Annotated in this window: 25 protein-coding genes; 22 read left to right on the top strand and 3 right to left on the bottom strand. The window is 38.9% G+C overall.

What is annotated here, in order from left to right:
- The 4 genes from DOK79_RS01485 to nhaC all read left to right on the top strand — a co-directional run bounded on the left by DOK79_RS01485 (nucleotide 1) and on the right by nhaC (nucleotide 4,569).
- A complete protein-coding gene (locus tag DOK79_RS01485; protein WP_206854032.1) occupies nucleotides 1-681 on the top strand; it encodes a methionine ABC transporter permease in 681 nt (226 codons plus the stop codon).
- Nucleotides 682-696: 15 nt separating this feature from the next.
- A complete protein-coding gene (locus DOK79_RS01480) occupies nucleotides 697-1,536 on the top strand; it encodes a MetQ/NlpA family ABC transporter substrate-binding protein (protein ID WP_206854029.1) in 840 nt (279 codons plus the stop codon).
- Nucleotides 1,537-1,560: 24 nt separating this feature from the next.
- Complete coding sequence (locus DOK79_RS01475; protein WP_206854026.1) at nucleotides 1,561-2,766, top strand: M20 family metallopeptidase; 1,206 nt, start codon at nucleotides 1,561-1,563, stop codon at nucleotides 2,764-2,766.
- 390 nt (nucleotides 2,767-3,156) lie between these two features.
- Complete coding sequence (nhaC, locus tag DOK79_RS01470; RefSeq protein ID WP_206854024.1) at nucleotides 3,157-4,569, top strand: Na+/H+ antiporter NhaC; 1,413 nt, start codon at nucleotides 3,157-3,159, stop codon at nucleotides 4,567-4,569.
- 72 nt (nucleotides 4,570-4,641) lie between these two features.
- Here the strand turns inward: nhaC and DOK79_RS01465 are convergent, their stop codons facing one another.
- On the bottom strand, nucleotides 4,642-5,085 hold the full coding sequence (locus tag DOK79_RS01465) for a DUF305 domain-containing protein (RefSeq protein WP_206854022.1): 444 nt from the start codon (nucleotides 5,083-5,085) through the stop codon (nucleotides 4,642-4,644).
- 200 nt (nucleotides 5,086-5,285) lie between these two features.
- Entirely contained in the window at nucleotides 5,286-6,650 is a 1,365-nt protein-coding gene (locus tag DOK79_RS01460) for an amino acid permease (RefSeq protein ID WP_206854020.1), read from the bottom strand.
- 294 nt (nucleotides 6,651-6,944) lie between these two features.
- Between DOK79_RS01460 and DOK79_RS01455 the strand changes: the two genes are divergently transcribed.
- The 14 genes from DOK79_RS01455 to DOK79_RS01390 all read left to right on the top strand — a co-directional run bounded on the left by DOK79_RS01455 (nucleotide 6,945) and on the right by DOK79_RS01390 (nucleotide 20,221).
- Entirely contained in the window at nucleotides 6,945-7,835 is an 891-nt protein-coding gene (locus DOK79_RS01455) for an oligosaccharide biosynthesis protein Alg14 (protein ID WP_206854018.1), read from the top strand.
- A gap of 58 nt (nucleotides 7,836-7,893) precedes the next feature.
- On the top strand, nucleotides 7,894-8,994 hold the full coding sequence (locus tag DOK79_RS01450; protein WP_206854016.1) for a glycerate kinase: 1,101 nt from the start codon (nucleotides 7,894-7,896) through the stop codon (nucleotides 8,992-8,994).
- A gap of 252 nt (nucleotides 8,995-9,246) precedes the next feature.
- Nucleotides 9,247-10,752: an Lsa family ABC-F type ribosomal protection protein gene (locus tag DOK79_RS01445; RefSeq protein WP_206854014.1), complete on the top strand. Its 1,506-nt coding sequence runs from the start codon at nucleotides 9,247-9,249 to the stop codon at nucleotides 10,750-10,752.
- A gap of 117 nt (nucleotides 10,753-10,869) precedes the next feature.
- Nucleotides 10,870-11,397, top strand: a complete 528-nt coding sequence (locus DOK79_RS01440) for a histidine phosphatase family protein (RefSeq protein WP_206854011.1) — start codon at nucleotides 10,870-10,872, stop codon at nucleotides 11,395-11,397.
- Between the two features lie 157 nt (nucleotides 11,398-11,554).
- Nucleotides 11,555-12,136 (top strand): polymer-forming cytoskeletal protein, encoded by a 582-nt coding sequence (locus DOK79_RS01435; protein ID WP_206854009.1) that lies wholly within the window; start codon nucleotides 11,555-11,557, stop codon nucleotides 12,134-12,136.
- A gap of 223 nt (nucleotides 12,137-12,359) precedes the next feature.
- Nucleotides 12,360-12,875 (top strand): hypothetical protein, encoded by a 516-nt coding sequence (locus tag DOK79_RS01430; protein ID WP_206854005.1) that lies wholly within the window; start codon nucleotides 12,360-12,362, stop codon nucleotides 12,873-12,875.
- Nucleotides 12,875-13,048: a hypothetical protein gene (locus DOK79_RS01425; RefSeq protein ID WP_206854002.1), complete on the top strand. Its 174-nt coding sequence runs from the start codon at nucleotides 12,875-12,877 to the stop codon at nucleotides 13,046-13,048. The genes DOK79_RS01430 and DOK79_RS01425 overlap by 1 nt, the downstream gene beginning before the upstream one ends.
- A gap of 336 nt (nucleotides 13,049-13,384) precedes the next feature.
- On the top strand, nucleotides 13,385-13,897 hold the full coding sequence (locus tag DOK79_RS01420; protein ID WP_206854000.1) for a hypothetical protein: 513 nt from the start codon (nucleotides 13,385-13,387) through the stop codon (nucleotides 13,895-13,897).
- Nucleotides 13,897-15,258: a lipase family protein gene (locus DOK79_RS01415; protein ID WP_206853997.1), complete on the top strand. Its 1,362-nt coding sequence runs from the start codon at nucleotides 13,897-13,899 to the stop codon at nucleotides 15,256-15,258. Before DOK79_RS01420 ends, DOK79_RS01415 begins: the two co-directional genes overlap by 1 nt.
- Before the next feature lie 16 nt (nucleotides 15,259-15,274).
- Nucleotides 15,275-15,580 carry a hypothetical protein gene (locus DOK79_RS01410; RefSeq protein ID WP_206853995.1) on the top strand — a complete coding sequence of 102 codons (306 nt, stop codon included), beginning with the start codon at nucleotides 15,275-15,277 and terminating at the stop codon, nucleotides 15,578-15,580.
- An 18-nt stretch (nucleotides 15,581-15,598) separates the two neighbouring features.
- Nucleotides 15,599-15,862 carry a hypothetical protein gene (locus tag DOK79_RS01405; RefSeq protein WP_206853993.1) on the top strand — a complete coding sequence of 88 codons (264 nt, stop codon included), beginning with the start codon at nucleotides 15,599-15,601 and terminating at the stop codon, nucleotides 15,860-15,862.
- A gap of 413 nt (nucleotides 15,863-16,275) precedes the next feature.
- Nucleotides 16,276-17,343: a DUF871 domain-containing protein gene (locus DOK79_RS01400; RefSeq protein ID WP_206853991.1), complete on the top strand. Its 1,068-nt coding sequence runs from the start codon at nucleotides 16,276-16,278 to the stop codon at nucleotides 17,341-17,343.
- Entirely contained in the window at nucleotides 17,340-18,233 is an 894-nt protein-coding gene (gene murQ, locus DOK79_RS01395) for an N-acetylmuramic acid 6-phosphate etherase (RefSeq protein ID WP_206853989.1), read from the top strand. The genes DOK79_RS01400 and murQ overlap by 4 nt, the downstream gene beginning before the upstream one ends.
- Before the next feature lie 14 nt (nucleotides 18,234-18,247).
- Nucleotides 18,248-20,221, top strand: a complete 1,974-nt coding sequence (locus DOK79_RS01390; protein WP_206853987.1) for a glucose PTS transporter subunit IIA — start codon at nucleotides 18,248-18,250, stop codon at nucleotides 20,219-20,221.
- A gap of 37 nt (nucleotides 20,222-20,258) precedes the next feature.
- Here DOK79_RS01390 and nrdI read toward each other — a convergent pair whose 3' ends face one another.
- Nucleotides 20,259-20,708, bottom strand: a complete 450-nt coding sequence (nrdI, locus tag DOK79_RS01385; RefSeq protein WP_206853986.1) for a class Ib ribonucleoside-diphosphate reductase assembly flavoprotein NrdI — start codon at nucleotides 20,706-20,708, stop codon at nucleotides 20,259-20,261.
- Nucleotides 20,709-20,919: 211 nt separating this feature from the next.
- Between nrdI and DOK79_RS01380 the strand changes: the two genes are divergently transcribed.
- From DOK79_RS01380 to DOK79_RS01365, 4 genes are all read left to right on the top strand, one after another.
- Nucleotides 20,920-22,344: a basic amino acid/polyamine antiporter gene (locus DOK79_RS01380; RefSeq protein ID WP_206853984.1), complete on the top strand. Its 1,425-nt coding sequence runs from the start codon at nucleotides 20,920-20,922 to the stop codon at nucleotides 22,342-22,344.
- Between the two features lie 252 nt (nucleotides 22,345-22,596).
- Nucleotides 22,597-23,385, top strand: a complete 789-nt coding sequence (locus DOK79_RS01375; protein WP_206853981.1) for a TraX family protein — start codon at nucleotides 22,597-22,599, stop codon at nucleotides 23,383-23,385.
- Between the two features lie 297 nt (nucleotides 23,386-23,682).
- Nucleotides 23,683-24,369 (top strand): DUF969 domain-containing protein, encoded by a 687-nt coding sequence (locus DOK79_RS01370; RefSeq protein ID WP_104776690.1) that lies wholly within the window; start codon nucleotides 23,683-23,685, stop codon nucleotides 24,367-24,369.
- Between the two features lies 1 nt (nucleotide 24,370).
- On the top strand, nucleotides 24,371-25,324 hold the full coding sequence (locus DOK79_RS01365; RefSeq protein WP_206853979.1) for a DUF979 domain-containing protein: 954 nt from the start codon (nucleotides 24,371-24,373) through the stop codon (nucleotides 25,322-25,324).
- Nucleotides 25,325-25,490: the final 166 nt, after the last annotated feature.

The following is a 25,490-nucleotide window of genomic DNA, read 5'->3' as shown; positions in this document are numbered from 1 at the left end:
ATGACTAATTTTTTTGAAACTTATTTACCGAATGTCTACTCAATACCGGATGAATTTATTGAAGCGACGAAACAGACGTTGTATATGTCTTTTTGGACCGCTTTGATCGGAGGCGTGATTGGTCTTGGCTTTGGGATCGTCCTAGTCGTGACACGCCCCAAAGGACTGCTTGAAAATCGGCTGCTTTATGAGCTTTTAGACAAAGTCATCAATGTTGTCCGCTCGATCCCTTTTATCATCTTACTTTCCTTACTAGCATTGACGACCCGCTTTTTAGTTGGTACGACGATCGGTGCTAAGGCTGCTTTAGTCCCCTTGATCTTTGGGGTTGTCCCATTTTTTGCTCGCCAAGTGGAAAATGCATTACTTGAAGTGGACCCTGGAGTCATCGAAGCCGCAGAAGCGATGGGAACAAGTCCTTTAGGGATCGTTTTTAGAGTCTACTTGATCGAAGGATTACCGGGAATCATTCGTGTCTCTGCGTTGACGATCATCAACGTCATTGGTTTGACAGCCATGGCAGGTGCAGTGGGTGCTGGTGGTTTAGGGAACTTAGCTATCTCTCGAGGGTATAATCGTTTTCAAACCGACGTGACCATCGTTGCGACGTTGCTGATCTTGATCCTTGTTTTTTTAAGTCAGTGGATCAGCAATTTATTGATCAAAAAAATATCACATTAAACTGGAGGAATCATCATGAAAAAAATCATTCGTTATACAGTACTCGCTTTTGTTGCACTTATTTGGTTGGCGGGATGTAGCCAAGGAAATGCCGAAACAGATACAACTAAACAAACCACAGTTAAGCTTGGAGTCATCGGAGAAGATACCGATGTTTGGGATGATGTCAAAGAACGGTTAGCAAAAGAAGACATTGAACTCGAGTATGTGAAGTTCACGGATTATAATCAACCAAATGCCGCATTAGCAGATGGCTCGATCGATCTCAATGCTTTTCAGCATCAGTTCTTTTTAGATAACTATAATACAGAACACGGAACAGATCTCGTTTCGATCGGTAATACAGTGAATGCACCTTTAGGGATTTATTCAAACACGATCCAATCGATCGATGATATAAAGGATGGTGCAAAAGTAGCTATTCCTAACGATGTAACAAACGGAGGACGTGCGTTGCTATTGCTACAAACAGCTGGTTTGATCAAAGTAGATCCAGCAAAAGAACAAACGCCGACCACTTCAGATATTACTGAAAATACCAAGAACTTAGATATTTCTGAATTAGATGCGTCACAGACAGCTCGTGCCTTGAACGACGTTGATCTTTCAGTGATCAATAGTGGTGTCGCAGTAGATTCAGGTTTGACACCAACAAGTGATGCAATCTTTTTAGAACCAGTAGATGACAGTGCTAGACCATATGTCAATATCATTGTGGCAAGAAAAGAAGATGAAAATAACGAAATCTATCAGAAGATCGTTGACACTTATCAAACCGAAGAAACAGCTAAAGTCATCGAAGAAACATCAAAAGGGTCGAGCGTACCCGCTTGGGAAACATTTGGTAAAAAATAAAAAATCGAACTGGAGGAAGTTACTATGACAACATCTACATTAACCACACATTCATTTAAGGAAGCAATCAATCAACGATTAGCTGAATATCAAGCATTAGCTTTAGATATCCATGACCATCCTGAAGTAAGCAACTACGAGTTTTATTCTTCAGACGCTTTGATCAAACAACTGGAAAAAGAAGGATTTTCTGTTACAAAAGATGTTGCTGGTCATCGAACAGGGTTTGATGCTCGATACAGTTCAGGAAAACCAGGACCGACGATTGCTTTTTTAGCAGAGTTTGACGCGTTACCAGGGATCGGTCATGCTTGTGGGCATAACTTATTTGGCACCTATTCTGTATTAGCCGCAAGTGTTTTACGGGACCGAATCGCTGAGATCGGTGGAGAGATCCGTGTCTATGGCACACCTGGAGAAGAGGGTGGCGAAAACGGCTCTGCAAAAGGAAGTTTTGTTCGAGAAGGCTTTTTTGAAGATGTAGATGCGGCTCTATGTGTCCATCCAGCTTACCGTTATGGTAAAACGACTGAATCATTAGCTAATGATCCGGTGGATATCAAGTTTCATGGCGTAGCTTCCCATGCTGCTGCAGCACCGGAAAAAGGAGTGAATGCTTTGGAAGCGTTGATCCAAGTCTTTAATGGCATCAATGCATTGCGCTTGCAACTGCCAAAAGACGTCAATATCCATGGCATCATCACCGATGGTGGTGTTGCTGCGAATGTGATCCCCGAATATGCCGCAGGGCGATTTTACTTGCGAGCAAAAAATCGTCAGACATTGAATGAAGTGTATCAAAAAGTCGAAAATATTGTGAAAGGTGCGGCATTAAGTACGGGAACAAGCTATGAATTTGGTTTATTCCAAAATTCTGTGGATGATGTGATCGTGACACCATCCTTTGATGAACTGTTTTTCAGTCATGCCAATGCAGCGGACGTACCTGATAAAGAAATCGAAACGAAAGAACAGACAAGTCTTGGTTCTTCTGATGTTGGGAACGTGAGCCATGTGATTCCGACGATCCAACCAACCGTGTCGATTTCTGATGAATATATCGCCGGTCACTCCGAAGAATTCAAAGCGGCTGCTCGCAGTAAAAAAGGGTTAGCTTCCATTGCGATTGCTGCTGAATTGTTGGCAAACACTGCTTTGGATCTATTTGAAAAGCCAGAATTGCTAGAGAAAATCAAACAGGAACATCAAGCAATCCTTGCAACGAAATAAGAGAAGATAGCTATTGGATGAACGTGAATCAAAACATTTGTAAAAAAACATTTAGATTGACAAATTGCAAAGATACATGTAAACTTCATGAAAGTTCACTTTTCATCCAGTAGTAGGTTTGGTGTTTTGTTCAGAAAGTCGGTGGTTGCTGCGAACCGATCAAGCCAAATTTATGAATTACAGGAAAAGTTTTAACAATTAAATCATTCAAATCAAAGTGAAAAACAGATCTGTTTTTAATTAAGGTGGTACCGCGGAGAAATTCGTCCTTAGTTGAAAACAGATCTTTTTGTATTTTTATTAGGGAGGAAACGCAAAATGAATTGTGGCGGAGTCATTCGATATCTACTCTTTTTTAAGACTTAAGTAACTTAAAAAAGGAGAATGGATATGGAAAAAATAAGAAAACCTAGCTTTATTGAAGCAGTAAGTGTATTAATAATTATCGTAGCAACGATTGCAATTGGAGTAGTAGGATTTAAGATTTCACCGAATATCGCGATTTTGATTGCCATTGGTATGGTGATGGTGTATGCAGTAGTGAAAAAGCATCCAACAGATATGTTGCATGAAGGAATCATCAACGGACTAAAACCGGGTATCATTCCGATCTTTATCTTTATTTTAGTCGGCGCATTGATCGCTGTTTGGATCCAAGCTGGTATCATTCCAACATTGATGGTCTATGGGTTTAAAATCATTAGCGTTCCTTGGTTTGTGCCATCAGTTTTTGTTGTGTGTGCGATCGTCGGAAGTGCAGTTGGGAGTGCCTTTACAGTCATGTCAACGATCGGGATCGCCTTTTTCGGAATCGGTACAACTTTGGGATTGAATCCAGCATTAGTAGTGGGTGCCATCGTGTCTGGGGCAGTTTTTGGAGATAAAATGTCGCCATTATCTGAATCGACCAATCTGGCAGCAGCAATCGTTGATGCCGACCTTTTCAAACATATTAAACATATGATGTGGTCAACGCTTCCCGCATTTTTTGTTTCTTTGGTTCTGTTTGCATTTCTAGGGCACACAGATAAAGGTGCGAGTTTGGCGGAAATCCAAAATGTGACCACGATTTTAGAAAACAACTTTACGATTTCAGTCTGGTCATTACTACCTTTATTCTTGATGCTGATTTGTGCATGGAAAAAAGTGCCAGCAATCTTAACGATCCTATTGAATGTAGCTGTCGCCGTTGGAATGATCTTTATCCAGACACCAAGCACTTCATTTACACGCTTAGCAACAGTTCTTGAATCTGGTTTTCTTTCGGAGACTGGAAACGCACAAATCGATGCGTTACTTAGTCGTGGGGGGATCGAAAGTATGATGCCGACTGTTTCGTTGATTATTCTTACGCTTTCATTGGGTGGACTATTGATTGAATTCGGCTTGATCTCTACGGTGATGGAGGTCGTATCGAAAAAAATGACAACGACTCCTCGATTGATTTTTACGACACTGATGACAAGTATCGGTGTGAATTTATTTATCGGCGAACAATTTTTATCGGTGATTCTACCAGGAAATGCCTTTAAAGAAACGTACAAGAAAGCAGGCCTTGATTCAACTGTTTTGAGTCGTACGTTAGAAGATGGAGGAACAGTCATCAACTACCTCATTCCTTGGGGCATTGCCGGCAGTTTTGTCGCCAGCACGTTTGGTATCCCAACCATGACTTACTTACCATTCGTCTTCTTCAGCTTGCTTTCTCCAGTCTTTTCAATGGTTAGTGCAATGACTGGACTAGGGATTGCTAAAAAGAAAGAAGAAAAGGGAAACTTGAGCGATGTGAAGGATACGATGTAAAAAAATAAAATAAAAAACAGTCACCAGTATGATCAGGTGGCTGTTTTTTTGACAGGAATAATTATTTTTATATCAATCCAAGCGATCAATCAATTCCTTCATTTCATCGATTTCTTTTTCTTGTGCTTCGATGATTTTTTCTGCTAACTTTTTGACCTCAGGATCTTCTAGATTGGCACGCTTACTTGTTAAAATAGCAATAGAGTGATGAGGGATCATTGCTTTCATCCATGCCACATCATCAACCGTCGTTTGACTACGGACCATGAATAACGAACCACCAAACACCAACAAGCTGATCGTTAAGATCATGATATTCAGCTTCTTATGTTCATACATTTTCCACATGAAAAGTAACATGATGATTGCCATGACAGCACCCATCATCAATGCCATAAAGACCCTTGTCCGACTAAAGAAGAGATGGTCGATCGAATAAACATTTAGATACATCATCCCAAACATAATAACTGTTGAAACAATGATCATTAACAAAAATTTCCCGTACTTTTTCATAAATAAAACCCCTTTTTACTTTTTACAAGACTATCATCTCAGCAATAAATGCACAAAGCAAATGAAGTGCACACAAAAAATGAGCGAGCATTTTTTTTGTTGATTTGCCTATAAAGAAGTCAGGACTATCAAAAGTCAAGTGACTGACTTTTGATAGTCCTGGCTCGTTCAAGGGGAAGTTTTAATCATGATCCAGCTATTCAAATAGAAGAGAAGGGTTCATTATCTATGACAAAGACATCCTTTTTCTTTTGATAGCTAAAGAAAATACCAGCATATAGTAGAGCAGTTAGTACGGTCACACCGATTGAATTTGTCATTAGGATCCCTATCAAAATCAAGGTCAATGCAACTAAAGCAAATAGGTTGAAGCCTTTTGCTTTCCAAGTGCCTTTCTTTAAAGCCAAACGAAAGGCGGCTGCACTGATCATCAACCAGATCACCAGTACCGTATAAGAAAGGGAACCAGCTAAATAACTAAAGAGTTTATCACCAACGAAATAAGAAAGGATAACGCCAAGGTATAAAACACTTGTACAAAATAGTACAGCACGCTGCGGAACCGAATGCTTATTCAATTTTGCCAGCTTTTTAGCTGATCCTTTATTGTCTTTCAAACGGAAAAACAATAGCCGAGAAGAGGCGTAAACACCAGAATTGATTGATGAAAATAGTGCCAAGACAATGACAAAATTCACGATATCACTAGCAAAAGGAATATTCATCTGTTCAAAAACTAAGACAAAAGGACTAACCGATGAACCAGCTAAAGTATTCCAAGGAAAAAGAATCAGTAATAAGAAAAGTGGAATAATATAGAAGGAAACGATTCGGCCCATAACGCCTTTGATTGCTTTAGGTATCGCTTTTTTAGGATCGTCTGCTTCACTGACTGTGATTGCGATCAATTCTGATCCACCATATGAATAGATGACTACAAGTAAAGAACTGACAACACCTTTTAATCCGTGGGGAGTGAAACCACCGTGATCAGTCAGCTGGCTTAATGTAGGAAAAATTCCAGTTCCCAGCATTTGTTGTCCAACGAGATAAAGACCAAAAAGAATCATTAAAACAATGACACTGATCTTCGCAAAAGCTAACCAATACTCTGTTTCAGCAAACAAACGAACGGAGTAAAGATTGATCAAAGTTGTTAAAATCGCCAAAAGTAAAATGAAAAACCAAGCGGGGACATGCGGAAACCATAATTGTAAAAATGATGCCGCCGCTACAGCTTCAGCGATGATATTGATCATCCACATCGAGTAATAGACCCAGTCAACGAAGTCTGCGGAATGATTGCCCAAGTAAGGACGGATCAAACCAGATAAACCATGTTGCGTATCGCCACCGTCTAAAACCAACTTACCTAGGCCACTCATGACAATAAATAAAATGCCGCCACCAATCAAAAAAGCAAATAAAACAGCAGGACCAGCGATACCAATGGCTTCTCCACTTCCTTTAAATAAACCAGCACCAATCGCGCCACCAAGAGCAAGCATGGTGATATGTCTGGAACTAAGTTGTTTTTTTAACTTTGTTTGTTCTGTACTTTCCATAAACATCCTCTTTTCTAAAACATGAATGAAAAAAATCAATCGGTCGTAAAATAATATTGTCTATCATAACAAATTATCTGACAATTACAACTATTCTGAAAACTTTTTTGTATCTTTTAATGAAAAAATCATAGAACTCTTATTTGTTTAGATAATTATTGTTATATTTCTATGGAAAATCACTTAAAACGAAAGCGTTTCATTCGCTTTTTCCTTTCATACAGGGCTATTATTAGAGGAAACCCATACTTAATCGGTTTGATTCAAGTAAGTATAAATAAGGAGTTGATGACTATGACCCAACACGAACGATTACTTGTAGCGAAAAATAAAGCATTATATTTTTTCCCATCTTTGCAAACGATGGATGTCATCTCAGCGAAAGATTTAATGGATGATTCATTTATGTCATCGTTCCAACAGCAACTCAAGCAATATAAACTAATTATCTTTTTAGATTATGGGTTTGATGTCGCATTTGCTTCTCGTATTCGGCCATACACACAGGCGAAGATCATTCTATTCTTTTGGAACCATTTTAAAGAAGAGCATCATCACTTATTGAAGAAAGCGGAAGCAGAAACAGCAATTGATGATATTTTCCATTTCGATATTTTAGAAGCCAAAGAATTGGGGATCAAGCATAACAGTTCTTTTTATTCAAAAGACATGCCTTTGCCAAAAGCTGAAGTCACGACTGATTTATTTTTTGGAGCAACTGATAACGGCAGAAAACAACGAGCAGATGATTACCGAACAGCATTTGAACAGTTAGGTATCTCAACTAATTTTTATATTTTACCAAGTCGTGGAAATGATCAAGAGGGATATTTGACCTATACAGAATATTTGCAAAAGACGAATGGTTCTAAAGGGATTTTGGAATTATTGCGGGAAGGTCAGAGCGGTGTAACTTTAAGAACATTCGAATCAATTTTCTTCAATAAAAAATTAGTTACTGATAACAAAGCGATTTCTGGTTATCGTTTCTATAACGCACAAAATATCTTCTTATTGGGAGAAAGAAACTTGGAAGAACTTCCGGCGTTTTTAAATAGCCCTTATCAAACCGTCGATCGTGAAATCATTGAATTTTTTGATGCGGAAAATTGGGTAGAGCGCTTTGTCGATTTTGATCCTGAAGTATTTTCAATCTATGAGTACTGTGGTATTGAAGCACGTTAGATATGATATAGTAAAAGAAAACACTTCGTTCAATAATCACGAAAAAAGGAGTTTCAGAATGAAATTACTTGCGGCGATCGATTCATTCAAAGGCAGTGCAACTTCAAAAGAACTCAACCAAGCAGTATTGGAAGGTTGGGGTGAGGCAGAACAAAAAATCAATCAACCAATTGCTGATGGCGGTGAAGGAACTGCTGAAGCCATTTACGCTACATTAGGTGGTGAGTGGCGAACACTTTCTTGTCCAGATTTACTTTTTCGGAAAAAAGAATGCCGCTACTTGTTGACACAAAAAGAGAACCGTAAATTAGCGATCATCGAATCCACAGAAGTGATTGGCTTAGACTTGCTGACCAGACCCACCGATCAAACGATCCGACTAGCCTCTAGTTTTGGGTTAGGAGAGCTGATCAAAGATGCCTTGAATCAGTTCGTCGATGAGATCATTGTTACACTAGGCGGAAGTGGGTGTTCTGACGGGGGCTTAGGTCTGTTACAGTCTTTAGGAGCCAAATTAAATGGTGTCACAGAAGGAAATCCTCTATTAACGATCAAAGAACTCGACTTGTCGCAATTAATGAAAATCGATCAAACTGTGACGATTGCGGCAGATGTAACGAATCCTTATACTGGCGAACAAGGCGCTACCCAAATGTTTGGCAAACAAAAGGGCGGATCACCAGAGACATTAGCTTGTTTAGAAGAACAAGCAGAAAAAATCGTTGAACAAATCAAAACAAAGACAGCAATCGATTTGAATCAGCTAGCTGGCAGTGGTGCCGCTGGTGGGATCGGTGGCGCTTTAGCGATTGTCGGAGCCGAGATGAAATCGGGCTTCACGCTTGTTTCTGAATTAGTCGACTTAGAAGCTAAAATCAAAGAGTCAGAACTCATAGTTACAGGAGAAGGCCGAATCGATCAACAAACGATCCATGGAAAAGTGCCATATGGGGTAGCATTGCTCGCTAAAAAACACGGCAAAAAAATCGTGGCGATCTGCGGAAGCCGTGAGAAAGAATTAGGTGAACTAGCGTCGGTTCTTCCCAGTGTATTTAGTATTCAGACAGGCCCAATCTCTCTTGAAAAAGCATTGGATCATCAGGAAACATTAGAAAGCGCCAGATTACTCTCACAAGCAATCAGCGGAATATTTCGATGATCTACCAGTTGACAGTCTTAAATCGTCTGTGGTAATCTAATGGCAAATAAAGACAAAGTGAGGGATCCGCGCATTGAAAAACTAAGTCAATTGTTTGAAGCTGCATTTTAACTATACCTTGTTCGATCAAGGGCATAGTATGCAGATTTTCAGAATTGGCTAGTTTCAATGAGTGGGTCTCTTTTTTGTACTCATCTTCTTTGACCAGTTCTGAAAATAGGACTGGTCTTTTTTATAACGAGGTGAAGATAAATGTCTAAAATCGAAATAAAACAATTAACATTTGGCTATGATAGCCAAGAAAATATGCTATTCGATCAAGCTGAGCTAAATATTGATACGACATGGAAACTAGGGCTGATTGGTCGAAACGGTCGAGGAAAAACAACCTTACTGAACATTTTACAAAACAAATTACCCTATCAGGGACAAGTGATCCATCAACAAGAATTTGTTTATTTTCCGCAACAGGTAAAGGAAACGAACCAACTGACCTATGATGTCTTGTTAGAACTCTCAAACTGTGAGCTGTGGGAGATCGAACGTGAATTGATGTTGATGCAAACTGATCCCGAAATACTCTGGCGGCCGTATGCGTCCTTATCTGGTGGAGAAAAAACAAAAGTATTACTTGCGCTCTTGTTTACGGATGATCAACATTTCCCACTGATCGATGAACCAACGAATCATCTCGACGTCCTTGGTCGCCGTCAAGTAGCAGAATACTTGCACAAGAAAAAACAAGGCTTTATCGTTGTCAGTCATGATCGCCAGTTTATCGACGAAGTTGTCGATCATATTTTGGTCATCGAAAAAAGTCAGTTAGAAATCTATCAAGGAAACTATTCGATCTATGAAGAACAAAAGCGTAGAAAAGACGAATTTGAATTAGCTCAAAATCAAAAAATCAAAAAAGAAGTCACTCGCTTGAAGAAAACGGCAGCTGAAAAAGCTGAGTGGTCACGTTCACGTGAAGGAGATAAAACAAAAAAACGTGTCGGTTTTATTGATACCGAAGCACGGCGAGTCGACCGTGGCTCAATCGGAGCGGATGCTGCACGGACAATGAAACGATCCAAGGCGATCGTGAATCGTATGGAGAACCAAATTAGCGAGAAAGAAAAATTATTAAAAGATTTAGAGTATATCGATCCATTGAATATGTTTCCGAATCAGTCTCATCATAAACGCTTATTGACCGTGGAAAATCTACAGCTTGGTTATGAAGAGATGCTTTTTGAACCCGTCAGCTTTAGTATCGAGCAACAACAATGTGTCGCAATAACTGGACCTAATGGCAGTGGAAAATCGTCGATCATCCAGTATTTATTAGGAGACTTTAGCGGCCAAGCTAAGGGAGAAGTCCTGCGTCCAGCGACAGTTAGTATCAGTTACGTTCGTCAAAACTATGAAGACAACATGGGTACATTAACAAGCTTTGCACAAAGCCATCAGCTAGACCTTGAACTCTTTTTAAATAATCTTCGTAAATTAGGAATGGAAAGAGACGTATTCCATACGCGCATTGAAAACATGAGTATGGGTCAAAGAAAAAAAGTCGAATTAGCCAAATCATTTGCGCAATCCGCTGATCTTTACATTTGGGATGAGCCATTGAATTATTTAGATGTCTTCAATCAAGAACAAATCGAACAACTATTGTTGCAAGTCAAACCAGCGATGTTGATCGTCGACCATGATCAGCGATTTTTAGAAAAAGTTGCTACGCAAAGGATCGACTTACAAAGAATAAAATAAAGATACTATTAAGTAACTGGTACTAGCTTAACCGAGACCGATTCTAAGCGGATGGTTCATTTCAATCGGGATTGTATGATAGAATTGAATGAGCTTAAAACAAAGGAGAGTTATTTAATGTTATATATCACTAGACACGGAGAAACAACTTGGAATGCTCAAGGGTTAGTTTGTGGTCATGCAGATATCGAATTAACTGAAAAAGGCAAACAACAAGCAGAAAAACTTGCTGAGAAAGTGGCAGGATTGGAAGTGCCGATCACAAAAATCATTCATTCCCCTTTACAACGCGCGCGCGATACTGCGCAAGCGGTAGCAAAAAAAGTCAATCTACCAATGACAGTGGATGATCGTTTGATCGAGATGGACTTTGGCGATTACGACGGACGTCCTAGCGAAGACAAAGACTTTCAAGAAGCTCGCCAAAATTTTGCAGTACGGTTCCCAAACGGGGAATCGGTTTTAGATGTATATGCACGGATCACACCGTTACTAAAAGAGTGCTTAGAAGACGAGGAAAATGTTTACTTGCTTGTCTGCCATAATGCACTGATCCGAATCATCAATGCGTATTTTCACCCTATGCCGAATGATACATTCTTTGACTTTTTTGTTGATAATACGGAACTGGTTACATTTGAATAGCTGTAATTTATCAGGGATGTAACAAAATAACTAGAGGATGTTATCGTAAAACTTTTTTCTAAAATAATTTATTTTTTCTTTCCATGAAGATTATTTCACATAAGTACGCTTTCATGGTATAATTCCATAGGAATACAAAAAGAGAGGAAGAAATTTCATGCTATCAAAAAAATTATCTTTATTAGGTTTAACTGCAACAGCACTTTTGGCTTTAGGAGCGTGTGGTGCTGACAACAATGATTCATCTAATTCTAGCTCAGCTTCATCAACAACAGAAGTAAGTACAACAGAAAGCTCAGCAGATGTTGTATCAACTGCTTCAATCAGTGATGACCCAACTGTTTTAGAAAAAGCAATGTCAGCTGACGGCAACTGGATCGTTGCAGCAACAGGTGATGTGACATTCTCAAACGATGTAACAATCGCAGGTGAATTCCATGACAAAGACGATGCAAGTGCAGACATCTACCGTAAAATCGCATTATACTCACAAGACGATGACCGTAACGTAACAGCTGAATACACAGTGACTGTTCCAACATTGATCGTTGAATCAGAAAACACAAATATCGTTCACGGAACAATCAAAGGTGACGTACTAGTTAAAGCAAATGGCTTTGTATTAGACGGAGCAAAAGTTGAAGGTAACGTAACATTTGAAAAACAAGAATACCAAGATTCAGCAAAACTTGACGAAAACGACGCATCAGTAACAGGCGACGTAACAGTTAGCGAATAATCGTATTGTAATAAAGACATCTAAAGCAGAAATCCTTCTGTTTTAGATGTCTTTTTTTATTAAAAAACATTTGATATCAATCCCTAGCAACACGAACTTATGAATCGTGAGAAAGATTACATAAAAACGATTCAGCAGAAAAGACGTACATAACTAAAAAGAGGATAACTCGATGCTAGAAAATAATATGGAGTAAAAGATGCTTTTAAATAAAGGAGGATATATGAAGAAACGGTATTGGCTAGGTGTGTTAGTGGTCATAATCTTAGGAGGAATCGGAGGAAAGATCTATATGGATAAAAGAAAAGAAGATCTTCAAGAATTGCTGGAAATACAGAAAGATTTGGCGAATTATGTGTACAATAACTATCGAATTTATACGAGAGATAGTGAGAAACAAGAGGAAATCGTAGAGGAATATCAAAAAGAAGGAGGAATAACGACGGAAGAATATTTAGAAAAAATGTTGAGTATCAGAGAGTATTCAGATATTGAAAAGATAGAATTTACTGGATATTCTATTGACCCAATGAATTCATTAATTATCTATTTCACAGTAAATGATGTCTATCGAGAAGAAGTATGGTTAGATACGAAATCGGCAGAAACAGATAATTTTATTTACAGAATAACTAGTAGCAGAGGTAAAGGACCGTATTTTATTGATGAAAGAAAGGAAGAAAAAAAACTAGATATCTCAGATGATCAAATTGTTTATTATACAGGAGGAATAAATTAATGGATCAAAATAGATACTTATCTAAATTTATATATCAATTAGAAAGTGGCAATGTACATTATGGCGATAGACCTCTTGGAACAAACCATATCGTTATAGGAACTTTAAATACAGATAAAGACAAAATCGGTAATGAATCTCGACCAAAGAAAACAGTACGCAGGGAATGGTAGTATCAGAAATTTAAGATGAATACAAAAAACTTAATGATAATGAATTAAGAAAATTATCTGGCTTCCCTGACTCCGTCGTTACCCAAAGTTAGAGTATTATACGATTTCATCGACAGGGTACTCAGTAGGTAGAGCTAAGCACACTTCTTGTCGCAACAATCAAAGGCAATGACAAAGTACTTACTGAAATAATTAATTTTTATCGTGGACATACATAACTATCAAAATCAGAGCGTTCAATAAAAAAGATTATATCTAACATAAAAAAATTCCAGAATAAGTAAGAAGTTTATTCTGATCATATAAAAAACTAAATGAAGTCTGAAAGGAGGATATATGAAAAAACGGCTTATGCTAGGTGTGTTAGTAATCATAATCTTAGGAGGAATCGGAGGAAAGATTTATATGGATAAAAGAGAAAAAGATCTTCAAGAATTGCTGGAGATACAGAAAGATCTGGCGAATTATGTGTACAATAATTATCGGTTATATACGACGAATGATAAGGAAACTGATAGATTTACACAACAATATAGTAATGGAGAGTTGACAACAGAAGAATATGTAGAAAAAGTTGTAAGTGTTAGGAAATATATAGATATAAACAAAATAACATTTACTGGATATTCTATTGACCCAATGAATTCATTAATTATCTATTTCACAGTAAATGATGTCTATCGAGAAGAAGTATGGTTAGATACGAGATCTGCAGAAACAGATAAGTTTATTTACAGAATAACTAGTAGCAGAGGTAAAGGACCGTATTTTATTGATGAAAGAAAGGAAGAAAAAAAAATAGATATCTCAGATGATCAAATTGTTTATTATACAGGAGGAATAAATTAATGGATCAAAATAGATACTTATCTAAATTTATATATCAATTAGAAAGTGGCAAGGTAAATTATGGCGATAAACCTCTTGGAACAAACCATATCGTTATAGAAACTTTAAATACAGATAAAGACAAAATCGGTAATGAATCTCGACCAAAGAAAAATAGTACGCAGGCAATGGTAGTAGCAGAAATTAAAGATGAATTCAAAAAATTTAATGATAATGAATTAAGAAAAGTACCTGGTTTCCCCGACTCCGTCATCACCAAAAATCTTACGATTGCCTATGCTGGCACGACTTCGGCCAAAGATTGGCAAACAAACATTGTGGAAATTGGTCTAAGTATAAAACATCCAGATGGAGCATTTGTCTCCGCTCTGAACTATGCCCGTGAAATTGAAAAGCAGTATCCCAAATCGGATGGCTATACAATCTCAACGACGGGGCACTCGTTAGGTGGAGCAAAAGCACTTTTTGTCGCAGCGCTCAATGGTTATGACAGCGTGACGTACGGTGCGGCAGGACCAGGGGTTGCTATAGTAGTAGCATTATTGGATAATCATCCCGGTACCTTGATCAATATCTACGACACTTCGGATGCCGTCACGAATGAATTTTTTACTGGTGGGAAAGGGATGATTCCAATCAATAGTTTTGGAATCGATAATTCGGGCTGGGAAGATTTTGGCCATTCGCTGGATCAATTCAAAACTGATGAAAAGGGAAATTACATCGATAAGCATGGCCAGATCATCGTATACGCCGATGGCAATGGGGGTATCTTATTAGCCCCAACTTTGTGGCAACAAACACTTTTGAAAAACGAAGCAAGGATCAAACTACTAGCAGTCAGTGGTGAGCATACGCTAGATGAAATCAAGCGTTTGAAAGAAGAAAATGAGTGGCTCAAAGTTCAAATCAAAGAATTCTTGACATTACAAGAGTTACGGCAGAAGCTGACTGGAAGTGGCGGCGGGCTTTCTCAATCAGAAAAAATTTATTTAGAGGATAGTCAAGCGTTGGCTGTAGTGCGGACCGCAGCAAGTAAATTTGATGAGGCGATGGTTAATGTTCGCGTGATTTACCAAAACGGGATCACGGAGTTGGAAGAGTTGTGGAATGACTGGTTGGGAAGAATACGCAATTATACGCCCCATTTGACGTATAACGAGGTAATTGAAACATTAGCCGAAGTTGATTGTACAAAATGGGAGATCGTCGATGAGCCAACCCAGGAATTTAGGGATAAAATCCGCCAGATCGATCAGCTGTCGGAACAGTTTCAATCGCTTGCTGATGAAATTACCCAAAAAATCAATGAGATGGTGGCACGTGACAAAGAATTAGCGAATCAATTGTTTGGCGTATAAAAGGAGGAGAGGAAAATTGAGTAAGGAAATACAGCTTTATGAAACATATCAAGCAACGAAACGAGGATTATCAGAGCAAGAAGAAGTATTGATTACAACAGAAAGAAAAGTCCATGAGCTAGCAGAAGTGACTTATAAAGATCTCCGATTGCTTTTACAATCTTTTTCTGAACCACAAGAGGCGCTAAATTATGGTCGTATCATGATTTCTCGTTTAGAAGAGGATCTGGCGACGGAATTGATCCATCAGCGAAAAAAAATCCAGCTTGATTTAGAAGATAATGAGCAGAGCTATCGTAAGAAACTGGCGCAATTGAATTAAAAGAATGGAGGTCTTGAGATGTTTGAAATGATTGATCAATGGTGGGAGAATTATCAGAAAGATATGGAGAAATACCTAACTCGTTCACTTGGAATCGCGCTGAAAAGTGAGAAGGCGGGCAAAAGAAGAAGGGTAAATCAATCTGGGAAGAACGAAACCAATAGAGCAAAACGCACGATTTCTTCAGCAAATAAAGGATTGAAGGAGGCGCTTAAAGGGCAATTCGGCGACAAAGTGTCGTTAGCTTTGGATGAACAAGAAAAAGCGTTAGACAAGGGTTAGTCAAAGAAATACAATCATCTTATAATTACATAAACTGATAAAAGGATTCTATTAGAAATAATCAACTGAATAATCGATCAAAGAGGTTGTGACAGAAGTCTCGAACTCTGAGAAATAAGCCGAGAAACCCGAAAATTGTTCTTCAAATTTTTGGGTTTCTCGGCTTATTTCTGAAGGAGTTGCTTCTGGAAAACCATTTATTCGTTTTTAAGGTTAGAATCAAAAATGAATTTTATTTTTGTTCCAGACACTTTTTTTGTGTGGAATTCTTATAGGATCTCGTTGGATAGTCTTTATTTTTTATACTCGAAAGAAATAAAATTTAACATATTTTATATTTATGTTGAAAAATCATTTCACAAGAAGTATAATCAGTTTATAAATGAATGCGGATACATGAATGGGGGGAGTACATGTTTGGATTTTCTGTATTTATGAATCAAGAAATGTCTGATGAAACGAAAGTGTATATCCATGAGATGGCGGAGAAAGGATTTCTCGGTATTTTTACCTCGATGCATATTCCAGAAGATGATGCTTCAGCATATAAAAGGCGTTTGACGGAACTTGGAAAAGTAGCGAAATCACACGGATTGGAATTGATGGTCGATATATCGGGGAAGGCATTAGAGTTGGCAGGTTTCTCCTTAGAAAATCTTGCGCCACTAAAAGAGATTGGTGTGACAGGTCTGCGGATGGATTATCATCTATCGAATGAGCAGATTGCGAAGTGGTCGCATCAATTAAAAATCAGTTTGAATGCAAGTACGATCACTGAACAAGATGTGCAAGAGTTAAAAGAAGCGGGTGCTGATTTTAATCAGATGGAAGCTTGGCACAATTATTATCCACGTCCGGAAACAGGTTTGGACAAATCTTGGTACAAGCGAAAAAATCAATGGTTAGTAGAGCAAGGATTTACAGTCCAAGGCTTTGTACCTGGTGATGAGGTGTTGAGAGGACCGCTATACAAAGGACTTCCGACGTTAGAAGAGCATCGTAATCAACATCCTTTAGCAGCCGCACTAGACTTGGCTTCATGCGGAACAGATCTGATCTATATTGGGGATGGCGGACTTTCACTGACTGCGCGCGAACAATTTGACTATTACCAAGAAACAGGCGGTATCTTATTGCATGTCGCATTGCTAGATACACAATTTGGACCAACCATTTTAGGCACACATACGAATCGACAAGATGAAGCTAAATCAGTCGTGCGTAGCGCGGATGCTCGATTTAAGGAAATTCCTCATATTCCTGTTCGTCAAACTGATGAGCGGATAAAGGGGACGATCACGTTAGATAATGAAAGGTATCTGCGCTACATGGGAGAAATCCAATTGATGAAAGAAGATTTACCAGCAGATGAAAAGGTCAATTGTGTGGCACGAGTGATCTCGGCTGATTTACCGTTGATCCAACATATCCACGCAGGGACGATCTATAAATTTATATGTAAAGAAGGAATTGAGAAATGAATATCGATTTAGATAAATTAACAACAGAATGTAGAAATCAAAAAACATTTGGCTTAGATGAAATGAGTGTTGCAGAAGCGGCTCGTTTAATGAATCAAGAAGACCACGAAGTTGCTAAGGCAGTCGCAAAAGAATTACCAAGTATTGAACCAGTGATTGAAGCAGCGATTGCTTCTTTTAAAAAAGAGGGGCGCTTGATTTATATGGGTGCTGGGACAAGCGGTCGATTAGGCGTATTGGATGCTGCGGAGTGTGTACCAACGTTTGGCGTTTCACCTGAAATGGTCGTTGGTTTGATTGCAGGTGGCGAAGCGGCTATGACGGTCGCAGTTGAAGGCGCTGAAGATTCACTTGAATTAGGGAAAGAAGATTTGATCCGGTTGAACTTGACAGAAAATGATTTGGTCGTAGGTATCGCTGCTAGTGGTCGTACGCCTTATGTGATTGGCGGGCTAGATTATGCCCGTTCGATTGGTGCAAAAACAGCGACGATTTCTTGTAACAAAGAGGCTGAAATCAGTCAACATGCTGATTTTCCGATTGAAGTGGATGCCGGACCAGAATTTTTAACAGGTTCGACACGTTTGAAATCTGGAACTGCTCAGAAATTGATTTTGAATATGATTTCTACAATCAGTATGATCGGTATCGGAAAAGTATTCAATAATCTCATGGTCGACGTTAAGCCAACAAATGAAAAATTAGTCGAACGTTCGAAACGGATCATCATGGAAGCGACAGAAGCGGATTATGAAACAGCGGAAAAATACTTTCATGAAGCGGAACAAAATGTTAAACTAGCCATCGTTATGTTATTGACGAATAGTGACAAAGAAACAGCAAAAAGAAAACTAGCTGAGGCAGACGGCTTTGTAAAACGAACGTTGTAAGGGGGAAAGTGGAAATGGGAAAAAATGAATTGACTTTAGCAGAACTGGCAAAACAAATTTATGCTGGAGCAGGTGGGATGGACAATGTAGACAGCGTTGTCCATTGTATGACCCGAGTTCGAATGAAGATCATCGATGAATCGCTTGTTGATGTGTCAAGGTTGAAAGCGATACCAGGTGTGCTGGGAGTGGTAGAGGATGAACAGTTACAAGTGATCATCGGACCGGGAAAGGTGAACAAAGTCGCACAAGAAATGGTGGATCAAGCTGGTGTAAAATTAGGAGAAAAAATCCCTGGAACCCCTGATTCTTCTGTTGGCTTATCAGGGAAAGACAAAGTCAATGAACGGGCGCAAGCGATGAAAAATGCGCAAAAATCAAAACAGAAGCCATCGAAAATCAAATCAGTTTTAAAAGATATCTCTAATATATTTGTCCCAATGATCCCAGCTTTCGTTGGTACAGGGATCGTTGCGGGGATTGCTGCGGTATTGACCAACCTCGTAACAGCTGGAACAATTGATGGTGCGACTTGGCAACAGTACATCGACATCATGAACATTCTTAAAAACGGGATGTTTAGTTATCTTGTCATTTACACTGGGATCAATGCGGCTCAAGTATTTGGCGCAACTCCTACGCTTGGTGGTGTCATCGGTGCGGTTGTTATGTTGTTGGGAATGAATCCAGAAGCGCCTTTAACGAACTTATTCACTGGTCAGCCCTTAGCTGCGGGACAAGGTGGTATCCTTGGAGTGATTTTTGCGGTTTGGTTGCTTTCAATCGTCGAAAAGAAATTGCACCAAATCGTTCCCGATGCGGTAGATATCATTGTCACACCAACCCTTTCATTGATCGTGATTGGTTTGATCGAGATATTCTTGATCATGCCATTAGCAGGCTTTATCTCAGATGGCATGGTTGGTGGAATCAATTGGGTACTTAGCGTGGGCGGAGCCTTTTCCGGATTTGTGTTAGGTACATTGTTCCTACCAATGGTGATGTTTGGTTTGCATCAGATTTTAACTCCGATCCATGCACAGATGATCGATCAAACAGGCTATACATTACTATTACCTATTTTGGCGATGGCAGGTGCAGGACAAGTTGGTGCAGCTTTAGCATTATGGGTTAGATGTAAAAAAGACAAAGAATTGACTGAGATGATCAAAGGGGCTTTGCCTGTTGGGATTTTAGGAATCGGGGAACCGTTGATCTACGGTGTAACGTTACCTTTAGGCCGTCCGTTCATCACTGCTTGTATCGGAGGAGGTATTGGTGGTGCGGTGATCGGTTTGATCGGAAATATTGGTGCGATTGCCATTGGCCCTTCTGGTGCAGCGTTGATTCCTTTGATTTCAAATGGCAAATGGTTTGGCTACGTTCTTGGGTTACTGGCCGCTTATGCTGGCGGATTTTTAGCTACTTTCTTTTTCGGGATTCCAAAAGAACAATTGCTGAAAGAAGAAATCGCAGAAGAAGCTTCTGATTATGACGAATCTTCGACTGTTTTGCCTAGTCAAACACAAGCAGTTCAACTATATGCAGTAGCGGACGGTACGGTGCAATCGATCGAACAGGCGAGCGATCCTGTTTTTGCTCAAAAGATGATGGGAGAAGGTTATTTCGTTGAACCGATCAACGGTCAGATCTATGCCCCAACTTCAGGGGTCATCAGCTCGATTTTCCCAACGAAACATGCCATCGGATTGACCACTTCTGATGGGTTAGAGATCTTGGTGCATATGGGCATCAATACGGTTGAATTAGGTGGAGTCCCATTCGATATAAAAGTGAGTGAAGGACAGACTGTCACAAAAGATACATTGTTAGCAGAAGTTGATTTAGCGGCAATCAAAGACGCCGGAAAGGAAACTTCTATGATGGTTCTATTGACTAATATGGAACATGTCCATACGTTTGTTTTGACACATACAGGTGAAGCAAAAGCAAAAACACCAGTAATGGATGTTGAAAGTGTGAAATAACAAAAAGCGCAAAATCCTTTCGATTTTGCGCTTTTTGTTATGCTTTATAACGGTCAACTAAGGCCCGATAGATTCTTTCGACATCTGTTGGTGTACCACGTAATTCATAGTCTTCTACCATAGGGAAGCCAAATTGTTCAGCATATTGTTTTGCTGTCAAACAATATTGATGATTAAAGTTTTTGTTCCCACTACCGATGACACCAAGACAAAGCGTATGATTTTCTTGGTATTCCAAATATTCACGCATAGTCTCTGTCAAAATCTCCTGATCACCGCTATCGATGCCATTACCTCCTTCTAAATAAGTAGGTACAAAGGTAAAAAAAGGTTCAGTTTCTTTTTCAAAGTCGCTATTTTCATGGATCTCTTTCAAATCGACTAAGGGAAGTGAAGCATCTATGTCATGCTGTTCCGCAGCAAATGCCGCTAATTTTTTGACGAATCCTCGGGTATTACCAGAAATTGAGATATATAAGATATTCATGATCTCGTCCTCCAATCATTCTTAACCAGTATAGCATTTTTTTGTTTTTTAGGTAGAGAAGAAAAAATGAAATGACCATTCGCTTTCCTTGTATAATTAGAAAAAAGTAGTTACAATTAAATTTCCATTAGAATTTTTTAGAAAGAAATAAATGGATCAAAGATTTGCTATACTTTGCATATAAAAGCGTTTTATTTTGGAGGATGGGTACATGGACACAGAGCAACAGAGAAAAGGTATTGGGTTGATCCCGTTAGCGGCCTTAGTGATTGGATCGGCGATTGGAGGTGGCGTTTTCGGTATTATGACCGACATCTCAGGATCGGCTGGTGGCCCGGCAATATTCAGCTGGGTGTTAGTTGGGTCTGCCATGATGATGCTCTCGCTGTCAATCAATAATATCAATAAAAAACGACCAGAGTTAGAAGGTGGTATTTTTAGTTATGCCGAAGCTGGTTTTGGTCGATTTGCAGGATTTATCAGTGGTTGGGGGTATTGGCTGACTTGTTGGTTAGGAAATGTGGCCTTTGCTACTTTATTGATGAGTGCGCTAGGTTACTTCTTTCCAATATTTGATGGCGGGCAAAATATTGCCTCAGTCATTGTCAGTACGATTTTTTTATGGGGATATGCTTGGCTTGTCAATCGCGGCGTCGAAAATGCAAGTTACGTCAATGCAATCGTGACGATCTGTAAGTTAGTCCCTCTGTTTTTATTTATTATCGTTGCAATCAGTACCTTCTCACTGCAACAATTTATCAATAATTTTTCAAGTGAGATCATCTTGAATGCGAATGGACAACCGGTTCCTTTCTCAGGACAGATTCTCAGTTGTATCATGGTGATGCTATGGGTATTTGTAGGGATCGAAGGAGCTTCTGTTGTTGGTTCACGAGCAAAGAAAAAATCAGATGTTGGAAAAGCCACGATTTTAGGTATTTTTGGCTTGATTGTTATCTATGTGTTAGTTTCCATGTTACCTTATGGCACGATGTCGATGCAGGAACTACAGACGATACAAACGCAACCTGCGATGGGCTATGTGTTTGAGATGATGGTTGGTAAATGGGGCGCCATCGTGATCAATGGTGGCTTGATCATTTCCTTGGTCGGTGTATGGTTGTCTTGGACGATCCTACCGATCGAAACGATGCGCAATATGGCGGATGACGGATTATTGCCGGCACGCTGGGGGAAAGTCAATAAAAAAGGGGCACCAACATATGCGATCGTATTAACGACTATATGTACAAATGCTTTTTTACTTTCTCTATTGTTTACCGATAGTGCCTATAACTTTGCTTACACACTCGGAACAGCAGCGATCTTCTTTACATGGCTGTTTTTAGGATTGTATCAAATGAAACTTTCTTATCAAAGAAAAGAGTGGGTCCAGTTCTTTGTTGGGCTATTAGCAAGTGCTTTTCAAGTTTGGGCGATGTTATTTGTCGCTTTCAATGAAGTGATGCTCGTTCTTGTATTGTTTTTACCAGGTATCTTGTTTTATCTCAAAGCAAGAAAAGAAAAACAACAAGCTACTCCACAGACAAAACTTGATTATCTATTGCTTTCATTAGTATCGATTTTTGGGATAGTAGCAGCGGCATTATTTGCAACTGGAGTGTTACATCTTTAGAGCAAAGTTAAGTTACTATTTTTGTTTTACTCAATAACATCTGAGAGATTGTCCAGATCATGGTCATTTCTCAGATGTTTTTTCGTGTCTGTTACCCGATAAAAGGATAAAAAGAAGGATCGTTCTCAGGACGATTGTAATGATTGATCAAACAAACAATTTTGTAAGGGAAAATATTGAGAGAAAGATGGTCGAAAGATAAGACGATTGTCTATACTTGTTTTGTGAGTCACAGAAAAAAGGAGGAAATATATGAGGGTAAAAGGGTTGACGAGCTATCAATTGAAATGGATAGCGATTGTCTTTATGGTCGTTGATCATATCAATAGTTATTTCGGGATGCAATTAGGGTTGCCTAGTTGGGTTTCATGGTTAGGACGTTTCGTTGCGCCATTATTTGTGTTTTTATTAGTTGAAGGTTTCAAGTATACGCACAGTAAATATCAATATGCAAAACGATTAGGAATGGCGGCTTTTGTAGTGGCTATTGGAAATGTTATCTATAATTTAGCAACAGGAAATTACATTAGTTCGTACAATAATCAGCCAAACTATTTTTTATTTTTAGGGCCACATAATATCTTTTTGACATTATTCTTACTATTTTGCTTGATGTGGGTTCTTTCTATAATGAATGGGACGATTTGGAGAAAGGTAATACTTTCAGTAGCAGCACTTGTGTTGATGTTCATCACTGTGGCTTTTTCTGAAGGGGGCATTTATTTAGTTCCGATGTTGTTGCTGATGTACTTCTTCCGTGAGAAAAAAGAACACGGGAAATTGATAGTAGGTATTTTTGTATATACGCTGATTCTATTTTGCTTAGCTATCTTATCTTATACACAAATGCCTGATTACCAATCATTGTATCAGTTTTTGACGTTCGATAACGAATTCATGATGGTAACAGTCATTCCGTTCATTATTTTGTACAATGGAAAACTAGGAGGGACTGGACGCGCATTTGACAAGTATTTCTTCTATTTGTTCTATCCGATACATCTATGGATCATTTACTTGATCTATACCTTGATCAACTAAGCTATATTCAATGAAACAAACGAGGTGATTAGAAATAGTTTTTTACTATTTGTAGTCTCCTCGTTTATTTTTATGATCGATATTAATGACTATATTTTAGTTAAGTAGTCAATAACAAAGGGTCGTTATGTAGTGTAAGGAAGAGAACAGCCGTAGAGTACGCATAAAATGGCTTCTTTGTTATAGAATTGACAGAATTTTTGCAATATAAAAATTTTTTTGTAAGATTTCTCTATATTTTCAGTCGATTTTATTTTATAATGAAAAAATATCATGTAATTTTTAGGAGGAAAACGGATGGAAAATTATCTTAGCCTTTTAGGCGTACTGATTGTTATTCTTGGTTTTGCTTTCAAGTTAGATTCGATTTTGATCGTCATGGTTGCGTTAGTCGTGACAGCTTTTACTGGTGGTTTAGGACTTGAAGGAATGCTAGAAACTTTAGGTACAAGCTTTGTAAATAACCGAGGAATGGCAATTTTTATTATCATTATGTTAGCAACTGGTACGTTAGAACGCAATGGTCTGAAGGAATCTGCTGCAACGTTGATCAAACGTTTCAAGAAGGTATCAGCTGGAATGATCATCGATATTTATGGTGTTTTCCGAATGATCTTTGCAGCCTTCAACGTTAGTTTCGGTGGTGTAGCCGGCTTTGTCCGTCCAATCATCATGCCGATGGCGTTAGGTACTGTGGAATCAAAAGGATTAACAGTTAATCCTGAACATGAAGAGGAATTAAAAGGGATGTCTTCAGCAATGGAGAATATCTGCTGGTTCTTTGGGCAAGTGCTATTTATCGGTGGTGCGGGTGCTTTATTGGTTCAATCCACATTGAAAGATTTAGGCTACGAAGTTACCCTTGGTCAGTTGGCGTTGGTGCAAATACCAGTCGCAATCACTGCGCTGATCGTAGCGAGTGTCTATTTCTATTTAAAAGAAAAGAAATTAGCGAAGAAATACTATCCAGGAAAGGAGAAATAAGATGGGTTTTTTAGACTTTTTTACAAATTCTGAAGTATTACTAAGTGAAAAATTATTAGAAATCTTATATATCTTGATGGGGCTAGTTTTGATCTATACAGGTCTTCGTAATGCTTTTGATAAAAGTAACCCTCATCGATTTGGTTCTGCCTTTTTCTGGACAGTTTTGGGTGTCGTGATTGCTGCTGGTCGTTGGATATCGCCAATTGCCAATGGGGTATTGATTTTCGCGATGACGATCCCAGCTATCACGAAAAAGGTGAGCAAGGGTGCAAGTCGTTTGCCATCAAAAGAATATATGGAAAAGATGTCAGACAAGTTAGGCATGAAAATCTTTATTCCCGCATTGAGTATCGGGATCTTTGCCATTTTATTCGCCCTGTTCACTGATTTAGGTGCTTTAGTCGGTGTTGGTGTGGGGGTATTCGTAGCGATGCTGATCTTGATGTTCTTTTCAAGAGACAACCGCCCAACAACCTTCTTAGATGATGCATCAGACATGTTAGGGACAGTTGGTCCTTTAAGTATGTTGCCGATGCTCTTAGCTTCACTTGGTGCGGTCTTCACGAGTGCAGGAGTTGGTACAGTGATCTCCAGTGCTGTCGGTACGATCGTTCCTGAAGGGAATGTCAATATTGGGATCATCATCTATGCGTTAGGAATGGTTCTATTTACAGTGATCATGGGGAATGCTTTTGCGGCAATCACCGTCATGACAGTAGGTATCGGTGCTCCTTTTGTCTTTAGTCAAGGAGCTAATCCAGCGCTGATCGGAATGGTCGCATTGACATGTGGTTTCTGTGGAACATTGCTAACACCAATGGCTGCCAACTTTAATGTGGTACCAGTAGCAATGTTGGAAATGAAAGATAAATACGGCGTGATCAAGAATCAATTGTTTGTTGCTGTATTCATGCTCGTTTTCCAAATCGTATATATGATTTTATTTAAATAAGTTTATTGAGCGAAAAAGAATCAACGATTTCCGTTAAATATGGAGAAGATTGATTCTTTTTCCGAACATCAAAACATTTCAATATTGTCCATTTTTTGTTAAAATGGACAGACACTGAACCATTCGAATAGGAACGAATGATTCCAAGTGCTGGATCGCGTCACAA

The organism is Enterococcus sp. DIV1094, from assembly GCF_017316305.2.
Taxonomy (GTDB): domain Bacteria; phylum Bacillota; class Bacilli; order Lactobacillales; family Enterococcaceae; genus Enterococcus_B; species Enterococcus_B mangumiae.
This window is presented reverse-complemented; position numbering and strand designations above follow the sequence as displayed.

Bases quoted from the DNA above. Each gene is read 5' to 3' on its own strand.
- DOK79_RS01485 (WP_206854032.1), top strand. From the start codon at position 1: ATGACTAATTTTTTTGAAACTTATTTACCGAATGTCTACTCAATACCG.
- DOK79_RS01480 (WP_206854029.1), top strand. From the start codon at position 697: ATGAAAAAAATCATTCGTTATACAGTACTCGCTTTTGTTGCACTTATT.
- DOK79_RS01475 (WP_206854026.1), top strand. From the start codon at position 1,561: ATGACAACATCTACATTAACCACACATTCATTTAAGGAAGCAATCAAT.
- nhaC (WP_206854024.1), top strand. From the start codon at position 3,157: ATGGAAAAAATAAGAAAACCTAGCTTTATTGAAGCAGTAAGTGTATTA.
- DOK79_RS01465 (WP_206854022.1), bottom strand. From the start codon at position 5,085: ATGAAAAAGTACGGGAAATTTTTGTTAATGATCATTGTTTCAACAGTT.
- DOK79_RS01460 (WP_206854020.1), bottom strand. From the start codon at position 6,650: ATGGAAAGTACAGAACAAACAAAGTTAAAAAAACAACTTAGTTCCAGA.
- DOK79_RS01455 (WP_206854018.1), top strand. From the start codon at position 6,945: ATGACCCAACACGAACGATTACTTGTAGCGAAAAATAAAGCATTATAT.
- DOK79_RS01450 (WP_206854016.1), top strand. From the start codon at position 7,894: ATGAAATTACTTGCGGCGATCGATTCATTCAAAGGCAGTGCAACTTCA.
- DOK79_RS01445 (WP_206854014.1), top strand. From the start codon at position 9,247: ATGTCTAAAATCGAAATAAAACAATTAACATTTGGCTATGATAGCCAA.
- DOK79_RS01440 (WP_206854011.1), top strand. From the start codon at position 10,870: ATGTTATATATCACTAGACACGGAGAAACAACTTGGAATGCTCAAGGG.
- DOK79_RS01435 (WP_206854009.1), top strand. From the start codon at position 11,555: ATGCTATCAAAAAAATTATCTTTATTAGGTTTAACTGCAACAGCACTT.
- DOK79_RS01430 (WP_206854005.1), top strand. From the start codon at position 12,360: ATGAAGAAACGGTATTGGCTAGGTGTGTTAGTGGTCATAATCTTAGGA.
- DOK79_RS01425 (WP_206854002.1), top strand. From the start codon at position 12,875: ATGGATCAAAATAGATACTTATCTAAATTTATATATCAATTAGAAAGT.
- DOK79_RS01420 (WP_206854000.1), top strand. From the start codon at position 13,385: ATGAAAAAACGGCTTATGCTAGGTGTGTTAGTAATCATAATCTTAGGA.
- DOK79_RS01415 (WP_206853997.1), top strand. From the start codon at position 13,897: ATGGATCAAAATAGATACTTATCTAAATTTATATATCAATTAGAAAGT.
- DOK79_RS01405 (WP_206853993.1), top strand. From the start codon at position 15,599: ATGTTTGAAATGATTGATCAATGGTGGGAGAATTATCAGAAAGATATG.
- DOK79_RS01400 (WP_206853991.1), top strand. From the start codon at position 16,276: ATGTTTGGATTTTCTGTATTTATGAATCAAGAAATGTCTGATGAAACG.
- murQ (WP_206853989.1), top strand. From the start codon at position 17,340: ATGAATATCGATTTAGATAAATTAACAACAGAATGTAGAAATCAAAAA.
- DOK79_RS01390 (WP_206853987.1), top strand. From the start codon at position 18,248: ATGGGAAAAAATGAATTGACTTTAGCAGAACTGGCAAAACAAATTTAT.
- nrdI (WP_206853986.1), bottom strand. From the start codon at position 20,708: ATGAATATCTTATATATCTCAATTTCTGGTAATACCCGAGGATTCGTC.
- DOK79_RS01380 (WP_206853984.1), top strand. From the start codon at position 20,920: ATGGACACAGAGCAACAGAGAAAAGGTATTGGGTTGATCCCGTTAGCG.
- DOK79_RS01375 (WP_206853981.1), top strand. From the start codon at position 22,597: ATGAGGGTAAAAGGGTTGACGAGCTATCAATTGAAATGGATAGCGATT.
- DOK79_RS01370 (WP_104776690.1), top strand. From the start codon at position 23,683: ATGGAAAATTATCTTAGCCTTTTAGGCGTACTGATTGTTATTCTTGGT.
- DOK79_RS01365 (WP_206853979.1), top strand. From the start codon at position 24,371: ATGGGTTTTTTAGACTTTTTTACAAATTCTGAAGTATTACTAAGTGAA.